21 protein-coding genes are annotated in these 25,975 nt (G+C 47.8%); 1 reads left to right on the top strand and 20 read right to left on the bottom strand.

What is annotated here, in order from left to right:
• Window positions 1-144: 144 nt before the first annotated feature.
• The 8 genes from AC0KUT_RS02335 to AC0KUT_RS02300 all read right to left on the bottom strand — a co-directional run bounded on the left by AC0KUT_RS02335 (window position 145) and on the right by AC0KUT_RS02300 (window position 10,638).
• On the bottom strand, window positions 145-846 hold the full coding sequence (locus AC0KUT_RS02335) for a hypothetical protein (protein WP_488833224.1): 702 nt from the start codon (window positions 844-846) through the stop codon (window positions 145-147).
• 182 nt (window positions 847-1,028) lie between these two features.
• Window positions 1,029-1,616 carry a hypothetical protein gene (locus AC0KUT_RS02330; protein ID WP_488833223.1) on the bottom strand — a complete coding sequence of 196 codons (588 nt, stop codon included), beginning with the start codon at window positions 1,614-1,616 and terminating at the stop codon, window positions 1,029-1,031.
• 9 nt (window positions 1,617-1,625) lie between these two features.
• Window positions 1,626-2,645, bottom strand: coding sequence for a hypothetical protein (locus AC0KUT_RS02325; RefSeq protein WP_488833220.1), 1,020 nt, complete (start codon window positions 2,643-2,645; stop codon window positions 1,626-1,628).
• A gap of 806 nt (window positions 2,646-3,451) precedes the next feature.
• Complete coding sequence (gene aga27 / locus AC0KUT_RS02320; RefSeq protein WP_488833219.1) at window positions 3,452-4,684, bottom strand: alpha-galactosidase Aga27; 1,233 nt, start codon at window positions 4,682-4,684, stop codon at window positions 3,452-3,454.
• Window positions 4,685-4,820: 136 nt separating this feature from the next.
• Window positions 4,821-6,167 (bottom strand): glycoside hydrolase 5 family protein, encoded by a 1,347-nt coding sequence (locus tag AC0KUT_RS02315; RefSeq protein ID WP_488833218.1) that lies wholly within the window; start codon window positions 6,165-6,167, stop codon window positions 4,821-4,823.
• A 114-nt stretch (window positions 6,168-6,281) separates the two neighbouring features.
• Window positions 6,282-7,541: an AGE family epimerase/isomerase gene (locus tag AC0KUT_RS02310; RefSeq protein ID WP_488833216.1), complete on the bottom strand. Its 1,260-nt coding sequence runs from the start codon at window positions 7,539-7,541 to the stop codon at window positions 6,282-6,284.
• Between the two features lie 4 nt (window positions 7,542-7,545).
• Window positions 7,546-8,727: a 4-O-beta-d-mannosyl-d-glucose phosphorylase Mgp130 gene (gene mgp130, locus AC0KUT_RS02305; protein ID WP_488833215.1), complete on the bottom strand. Its 1,182-nt coding sequence runs from the start codon at window positions 8,725-8,727 to the stop codon at window positions 7,546-7,548.
• A 33-nt stretch (window positions 8,728-8,760) separates the two neighbouring features.
• Window positions 8,761-10,638 carry a sodium:solute symporter family protein gene (locus tag AC0KUT_RS02300; protein WP_488833213.1) on the bottom strand — a complete coding sequence of 626 codons (1,878 nt, stop codon included), beginning with the start codon at window positions 10,636-10,638 and terminating at the stop codon, window positions 8,761-8,763.
• Between the two features lie 316 nt (window positions 10,639-10,954).
• Here AC0KUT_RS02300 and AC0KUT_RS02295 point away from each other — a divergent pair, with 316 nt between their 5' ends.
• Window positions 10,955-11,953, top strand: a complete 999-nt coding sequence (locus AC0KUT_RS02295; RefSeq protein ID WP_488833211.1) for a LacI family DNA-binding transcriptional regulator — start codon at window positions 10,955-10,957, stop codon at window positions 11,951-11,953.
• 74 nt (window positions 11,954-12,027) lie between these two features.
• Here AC0KUT_RS02295 and AC0KUT_RS02290 read toward each other — a convergent pair whose 3' ends face one another.
• The 12 genes from AC0KUT_RS02290 to AC0KUT_RS02235 form a co-directional block, all read right to left on the bottom strand.
• Entirely contained in the window at window positions 12,028-13,179 is a 1,152-nt protein-coding gene (locus tag AC0KUT_RS02290; protein WP_488833209.1) for an AGE family epimerase/isomerase, read from the bottom strand.
• Between the two features lie 525 nt (window positions 13,180-13,704).
• Window positions 13,705-14,673, bottom strand: coding sequence for a TonB family protein (locus AC0KUT_RS02285; RefSeq protein WP_488833207.1), 969 nt, complete (start codon window positions 14,671-14,673; stop codon window positions 13,705-13,707).
• Window position 14,674: 1 nt separating this feature from the next.
• Window positions 14,675-15,196, bottom strand: coding sequence for an ExbD/TolR family protein (locus AC0KUT_RS02280; protein WP_488833205.1), 522 nt, complete (start codon window positions 15,194-15,196; stop codon window positions 14,675-14,677).
• Window positions 15,193-15,741, bottom strand: a complete 549-nt coding sequence (locus AC0KUT_RS02275; protein ID WP_488833203.1) for an ExbD/TolR family protein — start codon at window positions 15,739-15,741, stop codon at window positions 15,193-15,195. Before AC0KUT_RS02275 ends, AC0KUT_RS02280 begins: the two co-directional genes overlap by 4 nt.
• Before the next feature lie 73 nt (window positions 15,742-15,814).
• Entirely contained in the window at window positions 15,815-16,489 is a 675-nt protein-coding gene (locus tag AC0KUT_RS02270) for a MotA/TolQ/ExbB proton channel family protein (protein ID WP_488833202.1), read from the bottom strand.
• 95 nt (window positions 16,490-16,584) lie between these two features.
• Complete coding sequence (locus AC0KUT_RS02265) at window positions 16,585-16,989, bottom strand: hypothetical protein (RefSeq protein ID WP_488833201.1); 405 nt, start codon at window positions 16,987-16,989, stop codon at window positions 16,585-16,587.
• Window positions 16,982-17,767: a tetratricopeptide repeat protein gene (locus tag AC0KUT_RS02260; RefSeq protein WP_488833200.1), complete on the bottom strand. Its 786-nt coding sequence runs from the start codon at window positions 17,765-17,767 to the stop codon at window positions 16,982-16,984. Before AC0KUT_RS02260 ends, AC0KUT_RS02265 begins: the two co-directional genes overlap by 8 nt.
• The gene (locus tag AC0KUT_RS02255) at window positions 17,754-20,660 is read right to left on the bottom strand and encodes a tetratricopeptide repeat protein (RefSeq protein ID WP_488833198.1); all 2,907 of its coding nucleotides are present in this window, start codon (window positions 20,658-20,660) and stop codon (window positions 17,754-17,756) included. The genes AC0KUT_RS02260 and AC0KUT_RS02255 overlap by 14 nt, the downstream gene beginning before the upstream one ends.
• Window positions 20,657-22,687, bottom strand: coding sequence for a tetratricopeptide repeat protein (locus AC0KUT_RS02250; protein WP_488833197.1), 2,031 nt, complete (start codon window positions 22,685-22,687; stop codon window positions 20,657-20,659). The genes AC0KUT_RS02255 and AC0KUT_RS02250 overlap by 4 nt, the downstream gene beginning before the upstream one ends.
• The gene (locus AC0KUT_RS02245; RefSeq protein ID WP_488833195.1) at window positions 22,675-23,211 is read right to left on the bottom strand and encodes an AraC family transcriptional regulator; all 537 of its coding nucleotides are present in this window, start codon (window positions 23,209-23,211) and stop codon (window positions 22,675-22,677) included. Before AC0KUT_RS02245 ends, AC0KUT_RS02250 begins: the two co-directional genes overlap by 13 nt.
• A 423-nt stretch (window positions 23,212-23,634) precedes the next feature.
• A complete protein-coding gene (locus tag AC0KUT_RS02240; protein ID WP_488833193.1) occupies window positions 23,635-24,873 on the bottom strand; it encodes a hypothetical protein in 1,239 nt (412 codons plus the stop codon).
• A gap of 117 nt (window positions 24,874-24,990) precedes the next feature.
• On the bottom strand, window positions 24,991-25,974 hold the full coding sequence (locus tag AC0KUT_RS02235) for an FAD:protein FMN transferase (protein ID WP_488833192.1): 984 nt from the start codon (window positions 25,972-25,974) through the stop codon (window positions 24,991-24,993).
• Window position 25,975: the final 1 nt, after the last annotated feature.

The raw sequence follows: 25,975 nt of genomic DNA, 5'->3' as shown, positions 1-25,975 counted from the left end.
CAATTCAGTGGCTTTTTAGTTTGTATTGGCAGTTACGTAGAAAAATTTACAGGCTCTATATACTTTCTCAGCAGAACCAATTGCAAAACCAACATCAAAAGAATTCATTTCACACACCTTCCTTAAGAATGCCTAATACATTAATTAACGAATTTGACAGCGACGGATAAACCAATGCGGTTCTATTTTTCTTAACGCGCAACCATTTTTTCCGCGCGGAAATGAATTTAATGAATTCAACACTTTATGTCCCTGAATTTTAGCTGGACCTTGGGGCTCTCTAGGTAATACTAAGTGGCCACTTTCAACCATAGGATCTACAGGGTAATAAAAATAGTCCTTCCACTTATTGCCATAATAAAGAGTGTATTCTCCGTAACCTTTAGCGACTGGCATCTTAATCATTAACTGCTTCCTATTTTTAAATTGACCCCATAACTTTTCATCGTCCATTTTTTTCAACTTTTCAGCGGCCTCAGGCGAGTATGGATTTTCAAACCAATAACCAGGGCCATCGGCTATATGTTCTACGCCAGTAATTCGTTTCAACTCAATCACTCTCGGAATAGCTCGCCAAATCATTTGTTTTTGGCCATCCTTGTAATACGAAGCAACCAGCTCTTGGAAAGCAGCTCGGTTACTCTTGAAGTTTTCAATCATTTTTTCATCAGAAACCAATGAATCAGAAAGGGCAATGAATCCGAGCACAGAAATAGAAAGTAGCGAAAAAATAGTTATCGCTGATATCTTTTTTGATTTTGAAAACTTCCATGCAATAAAGCCCGACATGAAAATTAAAGAAATCCAAATAAAGAGATAGACGATATTAATTAGAGATAAAAACATAAATATTCCTTTGTTTGACCAGAAAGAAGGGAATCAGGTCTTTGATTTATGATTATTGAGAATCCCGCTGATGATTCATTTTCAACACAAATGACCTACTGCCTAAAAACTTGAATTCGTAGTGACCCCATGGCGACAACCTTTCTCGATCTACTGCTCTACAGCTCTACAGCTCTACAGCTCTACAGCTCTACAGCTCTGCTGCTTATGGAATTCCAATATTTTAGGTTTTCATCGGGGGAAATTATCTTCCTGTAAAGAGCCGAGCGCTTAAATACTCTCAGCACAGCCTTTAGGCAAAAGGCAAGACGCGACCCCATTACGGCTACACCCACCGCATTGGTGTAATTGATGGTGAAGGTACTGCCTAACAACAAATTCCAATTATCTCTCACCGTTTCGTTAGCAATAATTCTTACTGCTGAATACTTACTAACAAATGCACCACCAATATCAGGAACGCCGGTGAACTCCATCAACCCCGCCAGCTCTTGCCCAATCGGGTCCTCTCCGACACCTTGGCGTGTTGCAATCCCGAGCAAACTATTACCGATATGAGTCAAAAAATGCGTATCGGTTAATACACCATTACCCACTTGATAGATACCAACATAGGTCGCACCCGCATTAGTAGTATAACTGCTGTCGTTTTCCATCCAGCCGAGCGCATCTAAAAATTCAAGCCAACCATTGCCGGTAACATTGCTAGCAATGATAGAAGATTTATTAGTGTAAAACGTAGTTGATTGTGTCCAATTAACAGCTGCCATGTCATTTCCCTATTGAGTTGAAAGTTCAGTTAAGTTGCAATCAGTATTTAAAAAATAGTCTTTTCCATCAGTTGTTAAATCTTCCCCAGAATAATCATATATTTTACATGCCACATCAGTATGCTTAACCCCAAAGACATAATAATACTTTCCTTTACCATCCATTTCATGGCTCAATTTAGTAATTAATTTATAGCCTTCTGGCGTAGAAAAAAACACCGAAAAGTGAATAATATAATCCTCAAAACCATCATTGTTTATATCAATTACACCGCGACCCATCAAATACTCTGCTGTCATGGTGGAAAAGTTCTCTGCTACTTTTTTTGCTTTTTCTTCGATTTGTTGTGTATCAAAAATATTTTCCGGAAATCGCACTTCCACTAACCAGGCGCGTTGATTGTCTGGATAAACAATGCAGACATTTTGATGATTCTCCGCATAGGTTCCATAGAGGTAGTCATGGCGAAAAAAATTAGCTCGAAACCCTTGATACTCCACATAGGGAACTAGAGATTCACTGGAAGGAACCTTATTTCCTTTTTTAATAGCTTCCATTACTTTTCCGAACTCATCAGGAAAATGCCTATTGAGATCAATCATGTGTTCGACTTGCTTGCCATGAATATAGATGAGTGATTTTTTTGGAGGCAATAGCTTTCCATTAAAATACAGATCGTGCTCTAGATAACCGTAACCATTTTCTTTATCCAACCATTCCACATTTAAAAAATCGTCACACATAGGAAACTTTGCAATGAATTCCGGAGAAGGATTTTTATCAAATCCGCAGTTTGGTAGCTTATTTACCCTACCCAGGTAATTAACATTTGCTGGTAAAAAGGCTTTAGAACTAACCGCGTTTTCAGTGGGCAACATTTTAGAAGAATAAGCCGCCGGCTCATTGGCGGCCGACGCGCAGGCCGAAATCAAAAATAAACTGGCTGCCAGTAAAGGCCCTGACATCACTGAAACCCCAATAATACTGATCGTATTGATAACTGCTTTTTTCAATGCCATATAATTCATCGTATCCCCTAAGAGTTTTAATCATTCCCCTAATCGAATACATTCGGAGGGGATGTAATATTGAATAAAATATGAGCTGACACTATCGCACGCTCGTTTATACATCTCGTTGACCTTAGCTAGCCCTATAATTTAATCGCTCATTTGTTTTTTTAAACCATTAATAAGAGAATCCATAACTCAAGTGAGACTAACAAACACATTATGTATCGCGATCTGTACGGAAGATCGCAGCTTCATTGCCATATTAAACCTAATACACTGCCCCTCTATAGTACCCAGCCTTTCAGTGCATCAAAGGGCCAGCAGCAAAAAAATGGGGGTTAAATGGGAATCAGGCTTCTCTAAAAACAATGAGTACGAATTGACTTACACAAAGTGGAAAGCGGCAAAGCGAGGGCTAAATAGGAAATATTGTATATAGAATACGGGGAGAGGATCATTGACTTAATTTCCTTTTTAACTTCGCTGCAGCCTGCAGTTTCGATGAAACCATTCATTGAGTGTACGTAAGGAGTGGAAATTAAAGCGCTAAGTTCTTTAAGTCAACCAACAAAACGAATTTAGTGACATTTAAACAGTGCGTAGACTGAACCACAGGGTGCTCAATCAAACAAAGCAGCGCATTGTTTTCACTTTTTTGATTGCCCTTGGCATTCAGGCCACGCCTCAACCTCTTACCTGAATGCTAATTTTTCTGTGGGCATGGGTAAATATGCCTTTTAAGCCCATTTAACACAGGCTTTCTCTACGCAAAAAAAACGGCGCCCTAAGGCGCCGTGTTTAATTGCTTTTTTCGCATTTAATTACTGCGGTGTTAAACGCAATACCACTACGGCGTGTGCGGGGATATTGAGTGTAAGAATATCTTTAGTGCTGCCTTGATTTTTACCAGCGGCAGCGCCGCCCCATACATCGGTCCAATTAAATGATTGCTTGTCGAAAAATATTTCGTGCTTGCTTATATCGTCCTTCATGTAGGTAAAGGCCCAGTCGTGGGTGTAATTAACGGCGGTGTCTGCGCGGTTGAGGAACATGACGGCATAGTCACCTTTCGCGAGCGGTTTAATAAAAATTTCTACGTCACCATCGTCGACCCATTTCATGGCCTGCACGCCTAGCGGGTCTTGATTAATGGCCAGCATGCCCTTGTTGGTTAAAATGTTGCGCGTTGCATCTGACATGCTGCGCAAGTCATTACCCGCGATAAGTGGCGATGCCATCATGGCCCAGATGGAGAAGTGGGCGCGGTCTTCGCTTTCGCTCATGCCATTACCTACTTCCATCATGTCCATGTCATTCCAGTGACCTGGGCCTGCATATTTACGCAGCCCTTCTTGTTTATCCAAAATACGCAACACACCCCACGACGACCAAGAGCCGTGATTATGTTCGCAGTTCCAGCAGGGGTCTATGTCGCCAGTGGTGCGCCAGGAGTGACCGAGATCCTGTGCCCATTCCCACGGTTTGTTGTCACCCCATTCACAAATACTGAACAGCATAGGGCGGCCTGCCGAGTGAATGGCATCGCGCATGGTTTTGTAGGCACTTTTGGGGTTGATGTCCGTTGTATCGCACCAGTCGTATTTAACGTAATCGATACCCCAGCTGGCGTAGGTGATGGCGTCTTGATATTCGTGGCCACGACTGCCTGGGCGCCCACCGCAGGTTGTTGCGCCGGCATCGGAGTAGATGCCTAATTTCAAACCCTTTTTGTGTACATAGTCAGAAAGCGCTTTCATGCCCGAAGGAAAATGTTTTTTGTGCGCTTGAATAAAGCCTTTTGCATCGCGCTCGCCATGCCAGCAGTCATCGATATTAATGTATTCATAGCCTGCGTCTTTCATGCCGGTTTTGACCATGGCATCGGCCATGTCGCGAATCATTTTTTCATCGATTTCACAGGCGAAGGTGTTCCAACTATTCCAACCCAGCTGCGGCGTTTTACCTAGCTCATCAAACTTTTGGGCATGTGCTTGCACAGCCATTAAGAGTGCAGAGGCGACTAACCCCACACCGATCATTATTTTTTTAATCATGACGATTACCTGTTGTAAAAAAATTGGAAAAACTAAATTGTGCTTAAAAAATTAACATAAGACATATCATACAAATTAAAAGAGTGAGAAAAAAACTGCAATGAAGATTGCAGTTTTTTACGGTCGCACTTGTAGCTTATTTGTTTTGTAATGCTTGTAAGCGTTGATTCATAGTGCGAATAATCGCAATGGTCGAGGCATCTGAATCAAACACACCATACATGCCCTGCTCTTCTTGTGGCGGGTCACCCATAAAGTCATCCCCTTGTTGCCACCAGTAGTCGCTGCGTTGCGTGCGCGCCGCACCATTCCACGCCCAAAAATTATAGCCCGCAATCGCATCGCCCGCTTCTGCGCGCACCGCTAATACATTAAATACCTCGCGGTAAAATTTATCGCGATAGACCGTGGTCGATTTAATATCATAAGAGCCCATGTCGCGATCTAAACCAAACTCTTCCAGCACTAAAGGCTTGTTAAGTTTGTTGGCAACATCAATGTGCGAATGTAAATAGGCAGCACCTTTTTTCCATGCGGCATCCCAGGTTTCTGCTGGCTTGTGTTTATCGAACCAGCCCCAGTTGCGAATCCACATGTGGTAGGTTAAATAATCTATCGAGGGCAGCGCATGGGTTGCAGCATATAAATCCATGTCTACCGCCGAACCCATCTCGCCCTCACTACCCGTGCTAACGAGATGCTGCTTATCGAGGCTGTGAATATAGGTTGCGGTTTGGTCCACCCAATTCAAATAGATCTTCTTTTCTGCAGCGGTTGTTTTCGAATTGCCGGGGCGAGGTTCATTTGCCAACTGCCAGGACATGATGGTTGTGTCGTCACCATAGGCTTGACCGCTAATGGTATTCACACGGGTAACGAGCTTGTGAATGGTTTTACGGTATTCTGTTTGCGCTTGTTCGCTTTGATAAAAGCTGGCCGACTTAGCTTGAAAACCTTCCCAGTCGCCGGTGACATTAGGGTCGGCAACTGAACCGCCGTCGATCCACGCCATGTATTGCGTCATCCCACCAGACCACTGCCAAAAATTATTTAAATAGAGCACCGCCGTCATATCGCGTTTGGCCATTTCCACCAGTAAATAATCCAAACCTTGCAGCAGCGATTCATCATAACCGCCAAAACCATTAGTCGTCGCAGGCTTAACCGCAGAATTAATTTCACTGCGCTCAGACACTGCCAAGACACGCAAATTATTAACACCCAGTCCTTTAAGCTGGTCCAACTCTTTTGCCAAACGCGCGCGGTCGCCCACAGCATTGGGGGCGCCGAGATAACCGCCGTACCACATATTGGCGCCCGCAATATAATATGGCCTGTCGCCACGCATAAACTGCTTACCAGTAACTGTTACAAAGGCTGATGCCGTCGTGGTCCCGTCGTGGTTCACTGAATGACAGGCGACCACACTTAAAACTAGTACTAGTGCGGCGAAAATAAGGTTTACTTTTTTTATCAAATACATCACATATCCAAAATGACAATGCCCTCTAACGGCTTTTATAGCTATTAGTGGGCATGATTTATAACGACTTCGCGATCTAGATTACGCGATATGCGTAATTTTTATTGCACTTTATTAATTACTTAATGCTGCATTCGCATGGCGCCCCGCAGACTCCAAGTATCGTGCGGCCTCGATCATTGCACGCCCATTGTGATAGGGGCACTTCCAGAAGCCCAACTTATAGTAAATCTCAGTGTGCGGCTTATCCAAAAAAGCCAGCCAATGCCACTCACCGGTTTTTCCATCAATTTGATACTGCTTAATAAATTTCCACACATTTTCTGCTGTATGCAAAAAGCCAGCATCTCCGCTTACACTGTAGGCATAGAGAAAACCCACCAAGGCTTCTGCCTGTACCCACCAAATACTGTCACTGCTCACCGCACCGGATGCAAAATTATAGGCATCCATGACTTGACCATAACTACCGATAGCCTCGCGCTGGGTTACCGCTGCAATTTTCAGCAAGTCTGGCGTTAAAGCCGCGGTGTATTTTGCATCGCCCAGCGACTCTAATGCCTGCGCAATTAACCAGCTCGCTTCTATATCGTGGCCGTAGGTAAAACCCGGCGAAAAATCTTGCCAATCCAAGTCCATAAACATACGCAGATGATAGGTTTCCCGATCGATCATGTAGTCGTCAAACATGCGGATGCTGTAGTGTAAAGCGGCACTGATGCGCGGTGTGGAATGAATTTTATTAAGGCAGGTATAGGCCTCTAAAATGTGCAAATGCGTATTTTGCGATTTGGGATAATTTAGATCTTTCTCGCTGAGACGCAGGTCATCAAGCTCGCCCCAACTGCGGGTAAATGCTTCAAGATAACCTTCGCGCGCATAATCAATAGCATGGGTTTCCAGCAATTCAAAACAAACCAAAGCCTGAGCCAAGGCTTGGTCGTCGCGCGAGAGCTTGTAATAGGCGCTTAATGCGTATATTACAAACGCTTGAGCATAAACTTGCTTTTTGGTATTGAGTGGCTGGCCCTGTGCATCCAACTCCCAAAAAAAACCGCCGTGCTCTCTATCTAAAAAATGCTCCAATAGATACGCATAAGCTCGCTGCGCGCAAGCGCGATACTCTGGTTTATTGAGCACAGATTTATCAAGCAGCAGTGCTGTTTCACTAAAAAACCAAAGAATGCGCGCATTTAAAACAACACCCTTAGACGCATTTTTATTAGGTTGATTATTGGAACCCACTTCACCGTAAAAACCACCTTGCTGCTGGTCGACGCTATGCGCGGCCCACCAGTCAGCAATGGCAATTAGTTCTGCGCGGAACTCTTGCTGCAGATCGGCAACAGGTAAGGAAAGACTGACTGATTTCATGGAATTACGCCAGATCCTTCATTAGCATTAAATTCGCGCGGATCAACTCATTGCGTACCGCCACCGATGCCGCAGAACGCAAGCCATCCTCTGGAGTGTTTTTACAATAGTCGATCAACTGTTCAACGCTGGCTGTCGCCACATGCATGCGCGTATCGGAAGAGGCGTAGTAAATAAACACTTCATTTTTTTCGTTTAAAATCCAACCGTTGGAAAAAGCCACATTGGATACATCGCCTACACGCTCGTCACCATGAGGCGCAATAAAATGTCCCGCAGGGCTGTGAGTAACGATCCAGGGCCGCGCGAGTTCGGTCATGAACATGTAGAGCACATAGCGCAAACCTGCGGCGGTATTGCGCACACCGTGCGCTAAATTCAGCCAACCTTCTGGGGTTTTGATGGGCGCGGGGCCCTGACCATTTTTTACTTCTTTGATGGTGTGATAAACCTTGCCATCGACAATGACTTCGGATTTCACTTCGGCGCGGGTCATATCTTCGACCAAGCCCCAACCAATACCGCCGCCACCGCCAACACTGATGAAACCATCTTGTGGGCGGGTGAACAATCCGTATTTACCATCAATAAATTCTGGGTGCAAGACCACATTGCGTTGCTGCCCTGAGTAGGTAATTAAATCGGGCAAGCGCTCCCAGGTAATTAGATCTTTGGTGCGTGCGATGCCGCATTGCGCTTCTGCTGCAGAGGTATCATTTGGCTTATTTAAATCTTTGCGCTCGGTGCAAAATAATCCATAAATATAGCCATCCTCATGAGCAGTTAAACGCATGTCATACACATTGGTATCCGGGCGCTCGGTTTCCGGCAGGGTGATGGGGTAATCCCAAAAGCGGAAGTTATCTATACCGTTAGGGCTTTCGGCAATAGCAAAAAAGGATTTGCGATCTACACCCTCAACGCGCACAGCGAGAATATATTTACCCTGCCAAAAAAGCGCACCAGAGTTGAACGCGGCGTTAACGCCTTGGCGCTCCATCAGGAAGGGATTGGTAGCTTCGTTTAAATCGTAACGCCAAATAATCGGTGTATGTTCGGCAGTGAGAATAGGATTTTCATAGCAGCTATAAATACCATTACCCTGAGCTTTGGGCGCATTTTTTTGGGTAATTAACGCTTCGTGCTGCTGCAACAACGCCTGCGCTTTTTGTTTAAATTGACTCATAACTTTTAACTCCAGATTTTCTACGCATTCACATTAATTGATGGATTTGTTAAGCAGCGCGGCATCCACTGTGCCCGCCAAAATTTCTGGCGGCGTATCCACTGGATAGTCCTCCAGTTTTTTATACCAGTTAAACCACAAAAATATTCCGGTCACCAAAGCAACCACCATAGCGGCAGCAAATTCTTGCCAATGTTTAATAACCATATAGATGGGCGCGGCCACTAGTGAGGTTTGCCAGATAATGCCAACCACTACATTGAGCGCATCGCGACGAAAGTTTTTATTACCACCTAGGGCGGGGAACTCTTGCTGAGCTGCAGCCAATACCGGCCCCCAAAAACCCCAGGGACGAACTTTTATATAAAAGCGTTTAAGCACTTCCATATCGTCCGGTTCGGTTAACAGCGAACCCGCCACACAGGCGAGGATGCAAGCCACAAACATGAAGGGGAAGGCATTGATGGGCGACACATCGGTAAAGATGAGCGGAAAGGCGATGGCAAAGCCGGTGAACATACCCCAGAAATAACCGTGACCATTAAAGCGCCACCAATACCACTTAAGTACATTGGAGGCGGTGTAGCCGCCGTAGAGCGCACTCACTAACCACTGAATGACTTGGTTTAAAGTGGGAATAAAGAAGCCTATCGCGACCCCCAAAACCACAAACACCACAGAGACGATATAACTCATATACACATAGGTTTTGTCGGCGGCATTGGGGTTGATATAGCGCTTGTAAATATCATTAACCACATAAGCTGGCGCCGCATTGACCGTGGCCGCAAAGGTGGACATAAAAGCCGCCAGTAAACCCGCAATCAACAAACCTAATAGCCCGCTAGGCAGTATTTCGCCCGCCAGCACCATGGGCAGTATCTGTTCAAAATCCACTGAGGAACCCTTGGCGTTGAGATCCCCCATAAACAGCCCCAGCGCCAATACCGTTAGGCCTGCGATCAACATGTAGCGCGGGAACATCAATACCACAGTCACCAGTCCACTCATTTTGGCGGCGTCCTTAGGGGTTTTTGCCGAGAGCACGCGCTGCATGTCATAGGTTGGCTGAGGCCCAGCCATGGATTGCAGCACACCCTTAAAGAGCATCAACATAAAGAAGATGGTGAACATGGAGTAACCATCGGCGCTGATTTTTTCATTGGCCGCAGCCAACTTCTCCGACCAGTCCAGATGCAGCTCCCAGCCAAAGACAATATTGGACCAGCCCTCGGGCACGGCGGCATTAAGCATCTCGGGAGAGACGCGCTGCATAGCGATAATGCCCACGGCGATACAGGCAATCGTCATCATGAAAAATTGCAGCACTTCGGTAAACACTACGCTGAACATGCCGCCTTTAACCACATAGAGCGTTGTGATAGCGGTAATAATTAAGCCGTAGTAGACATCGTTAATATGGCTGTCGGGCGACAGCTGCCAGGGCATAAACACCGCGGCAAACTTACCTATGCCGATAAAGCCATAGGCGATAAAGCCGATCACATTCACCAGCGCAAAAGCCACCACTATCATGTGCGAAAGACGCGCACCCTTGCCCTCGCCAAAACGAAAGGTAATCCACTCGGCGCCAGTCATAACCCCAGAGCGGCGCAGCCAGGTAGAGATAAATATCATCAAAAAGATTTGGTTGAACACCGGCCAGAGCCAGGGAATAAATACGCTGGTTAAGCCGTACACAAAGAGCAAATACACCAACCACATGGTGCCAGAAATATCAAACATGCCCGAGGCATTGGACAGCCCCAGTTGCCACCAAGACAGCTTATTGCCACCTAGGAAATAACTCTTAATGTCTTTAGAGGCCTGCTTGGACATCCAAAACCCGACTAACAGGGTCGCGACTATGTAAGTGAGGATGATGGCAATATCGAGGAATGGTAGACTCATGAATAATCCCAATTAAGGTGTAAGGCGAATCGCGTGATCGCTCATCATTATTGTGTGTTAACGTCAGAATTGTGTGTTGACGTCAGAACTAAGCCACTGAGGGCTGAGGGCCCTGCAAATAGCCCTCAACACAGTCTAGCAGCTCATTAGCTCGCCCGCGCAAAGCGAGTACAGTTGGACAATGTAATCGTTTACATACTTTTTTTCTAGTCTCTTTACCCTAGCTGTAGTAAATTTTCCTGCAATAACGATGATCCACTTTATAAATCAAGCCTATTCATCGCCGATTCACCGCCCGAAACCTCATGGTTACCCTATGTCCAATATTCGCGATGTTGCTCTCCTCGCTGGCGTTTCCGTCGCCACCGTTTCCCGCTCACTCAGCGCACCCGAGAAAGTATCACCTGAGAGCCTCGCTAAGGTCCATGCGGCCATTGCTCAGGTTGGCTACAAGCCCAACATGCTGGCGCGCAACTTCCGCTCAGCGCGCGCATACGCGGTTGTAGTGCTAGTGCCAGACATATCCAATCCGTTCTACTCCCTCTTTATTCGCGCCCTTGAAGATCGCGCCCAGCAAAAAGGTTATGCAGTTCTATTGGGCGACACCCGCGGCACCCTCGAACGCGAACAAGAATACATTCGCCGCGTCGAAACTCGTCTAGCAGACGGCATCATTCAGCTGCGCCCCGGCACCGAGAAAAGCCAAAACAATATCCCCGCCGACATTCCCTGCGTTAACGCCTGTGGCTGCGAATACACCACTGGGCCCGCGATTCGCATCGACAACCGCGGCGCCGCTAAAACCATGGTGGATTATTTGATTTCCCTCGGGCATAAACGCATTGGGGTAATTTCTGGATTGAAGGACAACCCACACACTATTGATCGCTTAGAAGGTTATAAAGAAAGCTTGGCCCAAGCGGGCATTCCGTTTGAGAAGGAACTGGTATCCGAAGGCGACTTCACCATGTGGTCCGGCCTTAATGCCGCCTACCAGTTTTGCACCATGAAAAACCGCCCTACCGCCGTCTTCTCCATGAACGATGAAATGGCCATAGGCGCCATGCAAACCCTCAAAGCGCAGGGCGTGCGTATCCCCGAAGACATGTCAGTCACCGGCTTTGATGACATAGCCTACGCCAAATACTGCGACCCCAGCCTCACCACCATTTCACAACCCGCCGAAGAGATGGGCAAGATGGCCATGGACATGCTGCTGAAAATTATTGAAGGCGAGCCCTTAAGCCAACGCGAGTGCGTACTCCCTACCGAGTTTATTATTCGCAAAAGCACGGCGCCTGCGCCCAAGCCGTAAAAATAAGGCGGCCATAAAAAAACCGAGCCACTGAAAGCTCGGTTTTTTTATGGTTCAAACACTCATTAAGCTATTTAAGCAACTGCCGAATTAACGTGATCACTCAATTCCGTTGCCGCCACTATTAAATGATAGAGCGTGCTGGCAGGCGCCATGTCCATTACCACCTCATCATTGGCGCCACGCTGATCTACATAGGCGCCCGGTGTCGATGCACAGAGGTAATACTGAAATAAATCATCTACCGCTTTAATGGCGATGGATTCAGCGGCAGGATTGCCCATGCGAATCTGCACCAAACTTGCCTTAATTAATTCCGTAATACCCCAGCAACGCTTATTAGCATCCAACACCCGACCATCGGCGGCAACCGCATCAAAAAGCAAGCCAGAGGGCGCCATGCCCAATTGCAACCCGCGGTTATAAAGTTGCTCGATGTAGCGCGCCACAGGGCGCCCGCTGCGGCGACTATACCAATCGAGCAACCAAACCCACTCCATCATATGCCCGGGCTCTACTATCTCACCCTTGGCGCCCTGCAGGCGGCTCCAGTCATCATTAAAAAACTCAAACAACACGCCCTGCTTCGCATCAAAAAAACGATTTTGAAAAAGTGCGAACAATTCACCTACACGCGCCAAATATTTTGCATTGCCGGTGGCATCATAGAGCGCGAGAAACGCCTCAAATAAGTGCATATGAGGATTTTGGCGGCGACAACTGTAGGCGTAGTCGCCTTCAAGCCACCCGCCTTCAGCCGAGCCGAAACAAGTGTCGAGATGCGCAATCAGCGCATCCGCTTCACGCAAATAAGCTTCATCGCCAAAGGCGCGATAACACCACGCATTGGCCAGTAGAAAAAAGGCGTGGTCATAGAGGTCTTGCTTGATATCAACGACCTTGAATTGTGGGTCGAGCAAGTGGGTATAACCGCCCGCCGCACTAGGGTGGCGCGCACGTTGATCTACAAAGGCCAACAACCCCTGCGCAATCTCTTTACCCTGAGGGCACCAACCGCGGTCATAACTCAACGCGAAGAAAAAGGCTTGGCGCGCCTGCACGCGAACACGTGTGCTCGCGCTAAAGTCGGGATAACCAGCGGGTGTTAGGCGTTCATAATTTAGCCCCAGTTCCGGCACCAACCCCCGCGCCTGCCACAAGGGCAGCGCATCCTGACGAATCCAATTTTCCAAACGGCTTGCGGCCGCACGCAATGCTTCAGACATAACAATGACCCTTTAATCCCTAGATTCAATTACCTACATGCACCTATATGGGAGCAACTTCTTAAAATGTAAGGCCACTTAAACAAGCGGCGCGGTGAAATTCAAAGCAAACCTAAGGCCAGCTCGAGCAAATGCATCGGCTACGCCATAAAAACAGAAGGAGTGAACAGCTTGCGAGGTTATTCTGCGCGCGCAGATTCTAGAGCGCAAATAAAAAACCCCGGGAGACCCGGGGCAAAAAAACACAACAGCGGGCTTAGGGCTATGAATTACCACCACTTCAGTTAACAGCCAAACCACAAGAGCCTGCAACCGTTTACTAGAGTAATAACCAATAAATAGTGCCTTAGCGGGGCCTATTATGCATATAAATGTAACCGATTACAAATAGATTTTCTGCCGCCGATGCAGCGCATTAAACAGAACCCACAAATACACACGCCGGACATTGATACTCACAGTAGACTCACCAAAAACAACAAAAGCCCACGAGGGGCTTTCGGTGTGTTCAATAACACGCGGTAGTTACTGCGGTAAGAAGTCGAAGGTTTGATTGATCGTTGTACGCGCCACACTCGATGCAGGGAAGCTAATTAGACGAATGCGCTGAAGAATTTTTGACTCCAAATCCTTATCGCCCAATTCACTCGACACCAAACTTGCCTCCACAATTCGCCCTGAAGGATCTATTACAATTTTCACCACCATCTTGCCCTGCAGCGCAGCATTCTGCCGCAGCGCGCGATTATAAATGGAATAGATAGCGCCCTTATGTTGCTCCATGACTTTGCGAATTTCTTCCTCGCTGCGCGCTGCAGCTCCCTGACCATTGCTATTGCCCGCAGTAGCCTGCTTGGTTTTATTCCCCGCCTCTGCTAAGCCGCTTTTCACTTTGGTTGTTTCACGCCCAGACAGCGCAACCCCACCGGTATCGCGGCTGAGTGCAGCAGTGTTAATGCCGCCACTGGCAACCTTGGCACCACTGGTAATCATCGCCCTATCAATTTGCGCCGCATCGGCAGTATTGTTCGTCACGGTAGTTGCCGCCGTTTCTACTGCAGAGGTTTGCAGCATATCGCGCATTTCGGCGAGGTCATCTTTAAATTGCATAACGCCGCTGTTCGCTGCTTTTTCACGCGCCTTCTCTAGCACATCCTTAGGTGGCGCCTTTACGGGCTCCTTAGGCTTTTCGACCGGCTTAGGTTCGGGTTTTTTCTCTTCTGGTTTAGGCTCTGGCTTCTTTTCCTCGACCTTAGGCGGCTCGATCGGCTTAGGCGGTGGCAACTCTTGCTTCTCTAGCACCACGCGCGCCAGTTGCGGCGGCAGCTTTTCTTTTTCTGCCCGCTCAAGCTCGGGCAAATTAATTAAACTCACCACCAAACTCAGCACTAAAAGCACCGCAAAAGAAATAACCAGGAGCCGATTAAAGCGCTTGTCATCTTCTATCGATGAGCTCCAAGGCAACACCAAATGAGGCATTAATAGGATGGCCATATCAACCCTCCCCATCGGCGTCGGCCGCTGTATCTTTTTGCGTTACCGCAAGCGAGATAGCGCGATATTCAGCTCCGGCACAGGTAGCCATGACTTTTTTCAGCACTTGATAGGGGATTTTCTGATCGGCCATAATGGTGACGGGCCTTCCAGTCAATTCGTCTGCAGCTTTTAAGGGGCCCGCTTTTTGCGCTTGATATTTTAATTCCTTCGCGAGCGGTTCAAAGTTATCCGTGGGCGCGGCAATTAAATCCGCCACCTTACCCACACTCTGCCCTGCCACAACTATATCGGTCGCATTCACTAACACCAATAAATTGGTTTCGGGAACTTGATCCGAGACTGACGCGGGTAACTTAATGCTTTTATCCGTTTGCAAAACCTCTACATCACCGGAATTCACCAACAGAAAAAATACCAAAATGGTAAAAATATCCATCAGTGAAACTAAATTAAGCTTGGAGGCTTGATTCAAACGGCGATGGTGTTTGGCCATACGTTTGGCGCGCAGCGACTGCTTCATTGCGCACCTCCTGCGGAGCCACTAACCGCCTGGGTTTGTCCGCCCGGCGCAGGGGCATCGCCCAGTGATATTTCAGGAAATAATTCCGCATCCACCACACTGGCTGCCACCACGGCTTTAAATGAACGAGCCGTGTCCATAGTGCTGACCAGCGTTTGATAGTCTGTGTCTTTTTCAGAGAGAATATAAATATCTTTTTTCTCAATACTCTTATCCTGCAATAGGCGCTTAGTTTCTTGCAGCACTGTTGCAAGCAAGGCGAAGTCGTAGTCGCCCGCTGGGGTTTTCTCTACCCACTTGAGTTTTATACCGGCGGGATAATTTACTTCAAACTTATCCGCGCGAATAATTAACTCCAACTGCTGCGGAGGCTCTTCTGTTTGCGGCGTGTTAGCATCCGCCATATCCGGTAATTTTAAATCCAGCACCGTAGTGCGCGAGAGCACCATACTCATCAACAAGACCGGCACCAATATGATCATAAGATTCATAAAGGAGGTAATGTCGAGATCTGGATCCTCTTTGTGTCGCCGTTTAATGCGCATAGCCTTAAACCCTAATCATTAGCTCAAACTCGGTTCATGAAACACTCACGAATATCTCACTGCTACAGCACACTTAACGTGGTGCGCGTGCAGCTTCACTCTCAGCGGCGCGCGCGCGTGCCACATCCTGTAAGTGCGCAATAATGTTGAGGCATTTAACACCCGCCATTTCCAAGCTATCGATAATTTCTGTGGTTTTACTTTGCAGCATGGAGTGAATAAGCAGCAAAGGGATTGCCGCGATCAAACCAAACGCAGTGGTATTCATGGCGACCGCAATTGATGATGAAAGCAGAGCCGCTTTCTCCGCCGGATCAGCACTTGCTACCGCTGTAAATGCGGCGATCAAACCAATAATGGTACCCAAGAGACCGAGGAGCGTAGAGATATTGGCCAAGGTAGCCAAGTAAGCGGTACGTTTTTCCAAACGCGGCATTGCTTCCATCACGCCCTCTTCCATCGCCAGCTCAATATCATCGCGACGTGGCGATTGCGCCATACGCGCCACACCTGCAGCAATGATTCGCGCTATAGGCGCATCGGTCGATTTGCTGTAATTAATAATGCCGGCGTAATCCCTTTTTTGCAGCAGTGGCAAAATACTATTAAACGCTTGGCGATTTTTACCTTTCGCTGCGGTAAGCACCATCCAGCGCTCAAGCGCTATGGCCAAGCCAACAAACAAGACTATGGCAATGGGATACATAAAAGTGCCGCCATCTTGAAAAAAGCGAATGATGGTATCCATAACGTACGACCTCGATATAAATGAAAGATAAAAAAATGAAGTTAAAAGTAATGTTTGGCTACTGCTAATAACACCGCAACCACTCAAGGTAAAAATTATTTTTCTGACTGATCCATTGCGCCTGCTGCTTCCAAGCTGCGCTGTAATTCTTCGCGTTCCAAATGTCCGAAAACGGCATCCTGCTGGCTGTTCAGCATTTCAATACCCAACTCTGGGCTCTCCGGTGACTGCCAAGGCAAAATATAGAGCACGCGCGGTTGCTCCTGATTACCGGTTACGGTTGTTTGTAAATTTATTGTTGCACTTTGTATCTGTGCTGGCTCAGTCTTTTTTGTCGAAGCAGGGCTTTTCGTTGGCGCTATTTTATTCTGCGCAGGCACAACCGTAGCGGGGTTTTCTTCCGCCGCAACTGGCTGCTCTGCATCCGCTTGCGCTCTAGCCAAGTTACTCATCAGCACTAGCGCCAACACCTGAGCAAGTGCTAAGCAAATTTTATTCATTGGTCACCTCTGCGTCCGTTTGTACATCAGCAGCGGGCACAGCGGCTTCAACGCTAGGCTTCGCCTTGGGTTTTGCAACTATCCCCAAACGGCGCTGCAAGTCAGCGATCCAACTGAGTGCTTGTTTATCTGCGCCGCCCATTAATTCTAAATAAGCTTCGTAGTGTGGCAGCGCCAACTCGGGCTTATTCAAATAAAGGTCATAGAGTATGGCGATATTTTTATGGGATTGAGGATGAAAACCCCAGTGTTGCAGCGCAGCTAAATAGAGTTTTTCAGCTGCGTCAAATTCACCTGCTTCACGTTTTGCAATCGCCAATTGATTGTATGCATCCAGATTATTGGGATTAGCGGCGAGCGCCGCATTAAACGATTTTTCGGCAGCCGCAAGCTCCCCTTGCGCACTATAGACTAAACCCAAATTCAAATGCGCCCCCGACAAACTAGGATCAGCAGCAATAATACTTTGCAGCAAGGTCTGTGCTTGTGACCACTGCTTATTGCTCATAGCCTGGGTGGCAGCGGTAAATTTTAGGGTGAGCGGTGCGCTTACATTGACGCGTTGTTGCAAATAAGGATTAGGGGTTTTCGGTCCGGCAGGCAATGCACTCGCTCCTACAGCGGGTGCTGTAACGTCTACATTTGCTGCAGATTTATGCTGCTTGGTGGCCTGCGTTGAGCAACCATCTAAAAACAGACTTGATGCACTAACGAATAGCACTATCGCCAGCCGGTATCGCCAACCCATGATCAGCCGCAAGCAATTAGTGAATATCATGAGTCACCTCTATTCGCGCTTCCGCCTTGTTATAACGTGCGGGCAAAAGTTTAGCGAGCGCGGCATAGCTGTGTTTAACCCACATGTCATAGTTACCCGTCCAACTGCGACGCGCATTGGCCTCATGAATTTCTATAGCTTTTTCCTCAAAAGGATAGGCCTGCTCTTCAAGCAAAATATCGTATTGCTCTAACGCTAAAATATCGAGATCCTTCGGGCGCTGAGATTTAAGTAAATCGCGGCTGAGCTGCGCGTAAATTTCGCCAATGGTAAAACTCGCTTGGGTGGTAAATTCGCTCACGCCATAAGCCAACACTTGCTCTTGCGCTTTTAAGGCTTTGGCTAAAGCTGCGCGCTTGCGCTGTAAGCTTGCCTTTAAGGGCAGCGTTAGCTTAATGCATTCAAACTCTTCGTAACTTGGTTGCGCCAATTCAGCTTGCGCAGCGGCGGCCAAGTAGAGCGAGCGGTCTGATTTTTCGCCGCCTGCGCGCTGATGACTATCAATAATTTTTTGCAGCCAATAATTGCGCTTATCGGTTTCGCGATTAGCCCCATAGAGTTCCGCCAATTTAAATTGCGCCTCTAAATTGTTCGCAAAAGGACGTAAATATTCGGTAGCGTAACGACGATATTGCTCAATGGCTAGGGCGCGCTTACCCGATTTTTCATAGAGTTCAGCACCCATATAAAGCGACTGACGCTTAACTTCTGGATCTTTACTGTTGCGTTCCATGACCACCAATTCATCGGCGGCCTGCTGCCATTTACTTTGATTTTGATAAATCAATACCATCTTCGCGGGCAAGCTTGCCGCCAAAACATGTTGTGGATATTTTGCGCGAAACCCCAGATAAACATTTTCCGCTTGCGACCACTTTTCTTGTTCCATCAAGTAAAGCCCCGCATCGAACTGCGCTTTCGCGGCTATCTCGGTATCAGGTGTTACCTGGGTAATGCGCAGTAACTGCGCGATGGCAGTATCTTTATCGCCAAACTCTAAACTTGCTTCCGCCTGTTTATAAATACTGGCGGCGATGCGCTCGCGCACCTGAGGCGCGCTCGGCGCTCCCGGTGTTTTACCGTAAGCGGGCAAGAGCTGTAATACCTTGGCATAGGCTTGCTCCGCCGCGGCATATTCTTTTAATTCAAAGCGACTGTGACCCAACACCAGCCAACTGGTAAATAGCATTTGGCCTTCTGGGGTGGGTTGCCACGCAATAATGCGCTCCGCCACGGCTTTAGCTTCGACATAGCGGTTGCGCGCTAAGAGTTCGGTACTTACTTCCGTGAGGACCGGCAAGACGCGCTTATCTTGTGGATAGGTTTCAGCAAAACGCAGTGCATTTTCAATTTTACGCTCGCGCCACTCATCCAAGCGCGCATCGGGAATACTTAGCGCAGATTGAATTAATTGTTGCGGTAAAAGTATCGCAGCATAGGCGGAATCGGCACCGCGAATTTTATCTTGGTAACCATAAGCTACTTGCTCATACGCATTTAACGCCGCCGGAAGATCGCGTGCTTCATTGAGACACTCAGCGAGCAAGAAGGTCATTTCAGCGGCTTGCGGATCTTGCTCAAAGGTTTGTACAAATTCGCGATACCACTTAGCGGCACGACTAAACGCCGAGGTCGCTTCCGTCGTTTTTTTCGCGGCACTTAAGGTTTGCGCTTGCGCATGTTCGTATTGCGCTAATTCCTGCAGTGACTGGTGCAAATAGGCGAGCGCGCTGCTGCCAATGGCACCTTTGCGATCAGTCCAGTATTGGCCGCTAATACCATAGCGCTGCACAAAGTCTTGCTTGGCCGGCAGGATTAAACTGGGAAAGTCGCCCTGCAGATAAACATCAATAACTTTTATGCTAAAGCTAGGCGAGAAATCTGACGTGGGATTGTGCTCCACAAAATGCTGGTAGGTCGCGGCGCTATCGGTGTAGCGCTTTTGCTCTAAATACAGTTGCCCCAACTGCTGATAAAGCAAATAAGAATAGGCGCGGCTGCCACCCAATTCTGTTTCCAAATCGGTAATGGACTTGGCGCCATCAAGATAAGAGAGTGACAACCCTATAACGCGCAGCGTGTCTTTAACTAAATTTGCCTTTGATGAACCTATGTCCGTCAAAGCTTGGTCAACATCTGCCGGTGTTTGCGCTCCGCTCAGTAACTGATCCATCACCAAGGCAAATGACTTAAGCGCAAGATCATAGTCGCCGCGCTTAAATTGCGCCCAACCTTTCATATAGAGCGCATTTTGTTGCAGCGCAGGATTATCGCCTTTAACAACAGCAGCATAGTTGCGTTCAGCGGCGGCATAATCGCCATCGGCAAATGCTTTTTCCGCGCGACGGAATTGTGTCTCCGCCATAAAGGGCGCTGCCGTATCGCTAGTCGCCAATTCATCTAACACTTGCGCAGCTTCTTCAGTGCGACCATCAAGCGAAAGCGCTTTCGCCAACTTGTAACGCAATTGATCCGCACTAGCCGGTTTTAACGGCTGCTCCGCTTGCGTTAGTAGCTGGCGATAAAGTGCAACTGGCTTATCGTAAAATTTCACCACATCATTGGCATTGAGCTGAGTCTGCTCACTGCGCATCATTTCCAAATCCGCTAAGCGCATTTGAATTTGTTGGCGCAATTCTGGTTTTTCGGCAGCGGCAAGTGCAGCGCGATAACTTTGCTCAATACGCGCCATATCAACAACAGCAATGGACTTTTTTGTGTCGGGCAAAGTTGCTTTCGGCAAGTCGGCAAGAGTGCGTCCGCGCCCATCGTCCCCACTCATAAAGCTACAGCCACCCATGAGCGCACACAAACTCAGAACAGCGAATGACTGCCCCAGTAAACGACCATTGCGCGCTCTAGCCGCAGGGGATTTATGCTCTAAGCGCTTCATTCGACTTGCTTCCTAAATTCCGCATCGTAAAGACGCGCGACCGCCAAATGAGCCTGTGCCAAATAATTATTAAGGCGCTGCTCGTGACGCGCGAGTTGGGCGTCCACCTGCTGGCGCAATGCCGCACCTTGACGCGCGATAAGTGCATCGGTCTGCTGCAACTTCTCAGTGGTTTCTTGTGCTGCATCCTGCGCACGCACGAGCAATGGTTGTATATCTAAACTGGTTGCAACCACTACATCCATGCGCGCTTTGGTAGCCTGAATTTCTGCTAGCTGCTCATTGACTACGTTCAACTGGGCTTGCAAATCAGCCGTGCGCGCGGGGAATTCTTGCGCTGCATTCCACAATAAAATACCGCCAAACATCTTGGCGCGAACGACATAGTCTTGTGTGTTCTCGCCCGCCGCATCTAGACGCGCTATGGTTTGCCGCGCCTGCAGCACACGCTCATATAGTTCACGCGCATTTTCATCGGCAAGCGCCATGTAATCATCCGCAGCGGTTAACGATTGCCATTGCGCTTGCAAATGATCGCGCTGCGCAGTCAAGGTGGCGATTTGGGTGCGTAAACTTTCTTGGTTGAGATACTGTTCTTGGCGTTCGCGATTAGCTTGCTTAGCCATTAACAGATCTTGATAGATGTCTAACTTGGGGAGCCAAGCGCGCAGTAATTTTTGCAGGCGCAATAGGTCGCGCAAATCCAGCACGGCGGTTTGAAAACGATTTTGCGCAAACAATTCGCTCAAATAGGCTGAACGCGTTTTGATGATGCTGGTGCTATCCAGTTTCAACCAGTTTTGACCGTCATCAGTAACCGCTACTGTCAGTGTTCCCGGCGCATCGTTGTTTTCGGCATGCGCTTTTAATTCTTCATCGGTTACCGGTTCACTTGCAACTATGGTGAGCAATTCCGCGTCTGTGAGCGTTGCGCGCATATCGCGGATTAACGTAATTTCACGCTCTAACAATTCCTCAGCAGATTGATAGGCATTCATTGCCTCGCCTTTAGCGCCGAGTTTTTCATAGGCAAACGGTAAGGCGAGTAGCGACTCCTGCACTTCAGGGTAAATCAAGCTGCGCTTGCGCAACATCTGCCAAGGATTAAGTGCTTGAGTGTAATCCTCTTGCGCAATAGCTGCCCAACCGTAGCCCAGCAAAGCCTGATTAGCGAAGAGGCCATCTAAGCGCACATGTGTGAATTGCTTGATGGCGGCACCATAGCTCTTTTGCGCAAGATAACTGTAGCCCATGGCCGTGTAGGCTTTGTCTTGCAACGCCCACTGCTCGGTGCGTTGCTTACTCGACTCAGGCGCAGATCTATCCGCTAAGGCAGAAAAAAATTCTTGCGCCGTTTTGAAATCGCCCTTGCGTGCATAAGCAGCGCCAAGATTATAAAGCGAATAGGGAACCCATTGACGCAGCTGCTTTTCGTTGAGCTGTTCCGCTTGGTATTGGGTGAAGTTGTCTTGATGTATGTCGCTATTGATTTGCAGTGAGGCCATTTGAGCCCGCAGTGATGGCTTAAAATCTGCACTCACGCGCGCAAAACTTTGCTCTGCGGCAACCCAATCGCCGCGCAGATAATGAAGCTTACCCAAATAGAACCAAGCCGCATCACGCGCACTCTGAGGGCGCGTCTTATCGCTGAGAATTTCATTGAACAGCGCTTCAGCATGGCGTTGCATGCCAAACGCTAAGCTGACCCCGCCCGCTATCAATTCTGGATTATTACCATGGCCTTGAATGCCATCGCGGCTATCTGCCACCATCAGCTCACTCAAGGAAGCGAGATAATCCTGCTGGTAATAGTGATAAAGCGCTACGCCATAGCGCAAGTCGGCTACGGCTGATTTAGGCTTAGGTTTTGCCCAAGGGACGGTCCAACCTTTCCCCCAAGATGCCGCCATGGCAATCTGCGGCAGACTTAAACTCAAGCCAAGCGCAAGCACAGAGGATATAAGCCAAGGTGTTATGGATTGACGCAGGCGACCATTATTCAACGCACGCAAAATTACATCTGCCATTGTTTAATGTTAAACACAGGCTGCAACTGGGCTTCCGAATCAATAATTTGCAACTCTAGCACCAGTGGTTCTGCCGTTTTACCTACCACTAATTTTGCCCCGCGCTTGTAGTCCCGCTGAGGGCCACGGCCAGTAAAAATAGCACTGAATTCATGTTCGCCCGCTTTGAGGTTGCCTATATACAAGCGCTGAACACCACCGCGAAACAAGGCTTTGGTCTGCTTATCACTATAGAGTTCACTTGCAACAAGCTTGTTGTCGATCTCCAACTTGACTGCATCGAGCTGAAAGAACGCCCCCAAGTCCATAGAGACATAAATCGCTACTTGGCTACTGGCAGGGTAAAGCAGTTCTTCTTCTAAAATTAAGAGGTCGCGATTGAGGGTTAATACTGATTCTTTTAGCGATTCCACTTGCGGCGCAATATTTTCAGGCGCTGCAGCTGTTTGGGCCAGCGCACTGGCGCTCGCCAGCCAGTATCCCGCAGCAATAAAGATGGCCAGTGTATGGCGCAGAATTTTCATGAGCTACTCCGTAATCAAGCGCTATGCGCATACATCTCAGGCCAAAATGGCCGAGCTAATTCTAGAAGCCGTAGCGGCTTACAAATGTGACTCAAGACACACTTGGTGGCGCGGTAGGATTTATTTTTCGCGCAAAACAAAGCAAAGAGTGCGATTTTAGGCCTAGCAGCATAAAGAACAGCCTAACAAGCTATTAAGCGACAAACGCCATCCAGCCAGAGTATGACGCGCGCCACACCAACAATACTAGCCGCAAAACTCAGCTGACTTGGTGAATTCTTAAAGTCTTTGGTAGAAAAACGAATTGGCTCACAGCTTTGGCGTTAAATTCTTCTTTTTTTGAAGAGTAGCATAACCTCCAATAAAAACGCCGGAACCTCTCAACAAGGTTCCGGCGTTGATAACGACACAATGCTAACTTTCTTAATAAATGCGAATTGTATCCAATTGAATAAAAGTACTGGCACTGGCAGGTTTACCATTAGCAAAAAAACGAATGCCCAGTTTGCGCACATCCGCCGCATCAAAACCACCCAAGAAACTATTGCCAATACTCCAAGACACTTCTGACCACTCATTGGCTAAGAGTGCATTTGAGGAAATATAAGGTGTTTCCGCCACTCGTCCATTGCCATCTTTTGCGATCAACTGAAACTCAATACTAGAGCCGTATGAGTCCATTTGCATACGATCGATAAAAATCTGCAGGCTAGCTTGTTTATTTTTAATCGTTATAGCCTTCGCCAGACTAGTTTCAAGTGACCAGAGATCATAGGAACTGCCCCAGCTGGGGATCAGAATGATCCCCTCAGACAGAAATTTAGCGCCACTGATTTGCCCACTCGCACCATCGTAATAGACATAACTCCATGCGTCGGCTGATGCACGCGTATTAAAATGTTCCTCGAAAACTGCAGTGCTCGCGGCGGGCAAAGGCGCGGTGCCCTTTTTCCATTCGATATTGTCGAGCTGGAAGCTCACACCGTTTTGAGGAGAACTTACACCATTTTGTGGGGGGCTCAGGGGGCGGATAATAAAGGAAGAGTCAACTTTGGTAAGATCCAATCCCGTGCGCACCATATCCGCAACTAAAATCTCTACGTGCTGCCAATTATTGCGCGTAGACACTGGCACTATTGCCGAATGACTACTACAGGGCCAGCTACATTCAACGCGTACATCAAATACCATATTGCCCGCTAAACTATTGTAGGCACCGCCAAATTCTAAGACATTAATGTCAAACGACAGGGTTCCCGTACCATAGGTAGACAGATTGAGCGGCGTAGCACTTATGACTTGAAACTGCGTTGATACATTCGCTTTTTGGCCGTAATTAACTTGCACAACTTGGTTGTGCCCTGCAGCGGCAGCAGTGACAAGCTGCCACTGAACATTGCCAGCGTTAGTAGGGGTTAAATATTCATCACCTAGACCAGTTTCAGTACTTTGCTCCCAGGTTTTAAATAAGCCCCAACTACTATTTATACATTCCGCAAAAATAGTGCCCGCACTACCACAGGCACCAGTTGCTACACTGCTGGTTGCTGAGCTGCTGCCAACAGAGCTGTTTCCAACAGAATTACCGCCTGAGTTACCGCCTCCTCCACCGCCGCAGGCGGCCAAGGTTAAGGCGGCTAGCACTCCAATTATTGCTTTCATATTTATATCCCTGCATAAAAAAACTCTCGACAAAACTGCCGAGAGTTCGAAATTGTTAAGTTGGTTATTGTCTGCGTCGCTTGTCAGCATCAATGCACGCGCATCTTCCGCTAAAGATTAAGGCGGTGTCAAACCTTTGCTGTAAAGCACCTTGCCGGTACTAGTGATAATCACCGCATCAAAGCCTGGCAGAGAGTTGATTAAAGCCAAACCTTTTTCGGGCCCCAATACAAATACAGTGGTGGACAGTGGATCGGTATCGAAACCTAAGGGGCCAATAATTGAAACGCTATTAACCCCCTGCGTTGACTTTCCTGTGCGTGGGTTAATGATGTGATGCACTCGTTCGCCAGCATCATTAATAAAGTAGCGCTCGTAGTCGCCCGAGGTTGAGATAGCTACATTTTCCAGCGGCAGCGTAATTGCGACGGCATCTTCTGCGCGCGGATTTTTAATCCCCACCATCCAAGGGCGCCCCAACTTATCGCCCATGACGCGACTATCGCCACCAGCACTAACACTGGCGTGCGTCACCCCGAATGTTTTTAATATGTCTATAGCGCGATCCACCGCATAGCCTTTGGCAACACCACCCAGGTCAACATAAACCTGCGGGTGTTCGTACCAAATAGTGCGCGCTTTTTTATCGAGGTGTAAGAAGTGATAATTAATTGAAGGGAGGAGCGCCAAACGCTCCTGCTCGCTAGGGCTCAGCTTTGCGCGGTAGTCGTAGTAGCGACCAATAGAAGCAAAGGTGATGTCGAATGCGCCTTCACTAATGCGACTGTAATAGAGGGACTTATCAATAATCTTGGTTAATTCAGCCGAGATGCTCAGCGGTTTTTTTGCGCTGGCTTTGGGCGCTAATTGATTCGCGCGGGATAACTCGCTGGTTTCTATGTAGGGACTAAAATGCTGATCTATACGGCGCATTTCATCCATCACTGCGACTATTGCGGCCTCTGCTTTGACGTCATCTTCTAGCCAGAGCGTAACGCTTACGCGCGTTCCCATAATGCTCTGGGTATCGCCATGCCAAGCCGCTTGCGCGCTTAGCGTCACACACAAGAAAAAACCTATCAGGTAGCGCACAGCAGCCATT

This window comes from Cellvibrio sp. 25HG11W-0 (assembly GCF_057815475.1).
Note: the sequence above shows the minus strand (reverse complement) of the source record. Positions and strands in the feature narration are given on the sequence as shown.

Coding starts and splice junctions, on each gene's coding strand:
- AC0KUT_RS02255 (WP_488833198.1), bottom strand. CDS start 20,660: ATGAAGCGCTTAGAGCATAAATCCCCTGCGGCTAGAGCGCGCAATGGT.
- AC0KUT_RS02235 (WP_488833192.1), bottom strand. CDS start 25,974: ATGGCTGCTGTGCGCTACCTGATAGGTTTTTTCTTGTGTGTGACGCTA.
- AC0KUT_RS02270 (WP_488833202.1), bottom strand. CDS start 16,489: ATGGATACCATCATTCGCTTTTTTCAAGATGGCGGCACTTTTATGTAT.
- AC0KUT_RS02280 (WP_488833205.1), bottom strand. CDS start 15,196: ATGAAGCAGTCGCTGCGCGCCAAACGTATGGCCAAACACCATCGCCGT.
- AC0KUT_RS02315 (WP_488833218.1), bottom strand. CDS start 6,167: ATGTATTTGATAAAAAAAGTAAACCTTATTTTCGCCGCACTAGTACTA.
- AC0KUT_RS02295 (WP_488833211.1), top strand. CDS start 10,955: ATGTCCAATATTCGCGATGTTGCTCTCCTCGCTGGCGTTTCCGTCGCC.
- AC0KUT_RS02325 (WP_488833220.1), bottom strand. CDS start 2,645: ATGAATTATATGGCATTGAAAAAAGCAGTTATCAATACGATCAGTATT.
- AC0KUT_RS02260 (WP_488833200.1), bottom strand. CDS start 17,767: ATGATATTCACTAATTGCTTGCGGCTGATCATGGGTTGGCGATACCGG.
- aga27 (WP_488833219.1), bottom strand. CDS start 4,684: ATGATTAAAAAAATAATGATCGGTGTGGGGTTAGTCGCCTCTGCACTC.
- AC0KUT_RS02240 (WP_488833193.1), bottom strand. CDS start 24,873: ATGAAAGCAATAATTGGAGTGCTAGCCGCCTTAACCTTGGCCGCCTGC.
- AC0KUT_RS02310 (WP_488833216.1), bottom strand. CDS start 7,541: ATGAAATCAGTCAGTCTTTCCTTACCTGTTGCCGATCTGCAGCAAGAG.
- AC0KUT_RS02300 (WP_488833213.1), bottom strand. CDS start 10,638: ATGAGTCTACCATTCCTCGATATTGCCATCATCCTCACTTACATAGTC.
- AC0KUT_RS02330 (WP_488833223.1), bottom strand. CDS start 1,616: ATGGCAGCTGTTAATTGGACACAATCAACTACGTTTTACACTAATAAA.
- AC0KUT_RS02265 (WP_488833201.1), bottom strand. CDS start 16,989: ATGAATAAAATTTGCTTAGCACTTGCTCAGGTGTTGGCGCTAGTGCTG.
- AC0KUT_RS02245 (WP_488833195.1), bottom strand. CDS start 23,211: ATGAAAATTCTGCGCCATACACTGGCCATCTTTATTGCTGCGGGATAC.
- mgp130 (WP_488833215.1), bottom strand. CDS start 8,727: ATGAGTCAATTTAAACAAAAAGCGCAGGCGTTGTTGCAGCAGCACGAA.
- AC0KUT_RS02290 (WP_488833209.1), bottom strand. CDS start 13,179: ATGTCTGAAGCATTGCGTGCGGCCGCAAGCCGTTTGGAAAATTGGATT.
- AC0KUT_RS02335 (WP_488833224.1), bottom strand. CDS start 846: ATGTTTTTATCTCTAATTAATATCGTCTATCTCTTTATTTGGATTTCT.
- AC0KUT_RS02275 (WP_488833203.1), bottom strand. CDS start 15,741: ATGCGCATTAAACGGCGACACAAAGAGGATCCAGATCTCGACATTACC.
- AC0KUT_RS02285 (WP_488833207.1), bottom strand. CDS start 14,673: ATGGCCATCCTATTAATGCCTCATTTGGTGTTGCCTTGGAGCTCATCG.
- AC0KUT_RS02250 (WP_488833197.1), bottom strand. CDS start 22,687: ATGGCAGATGTAATTTTGCGTGCGTTGAATAATGGTCGCCTGCGTCAA.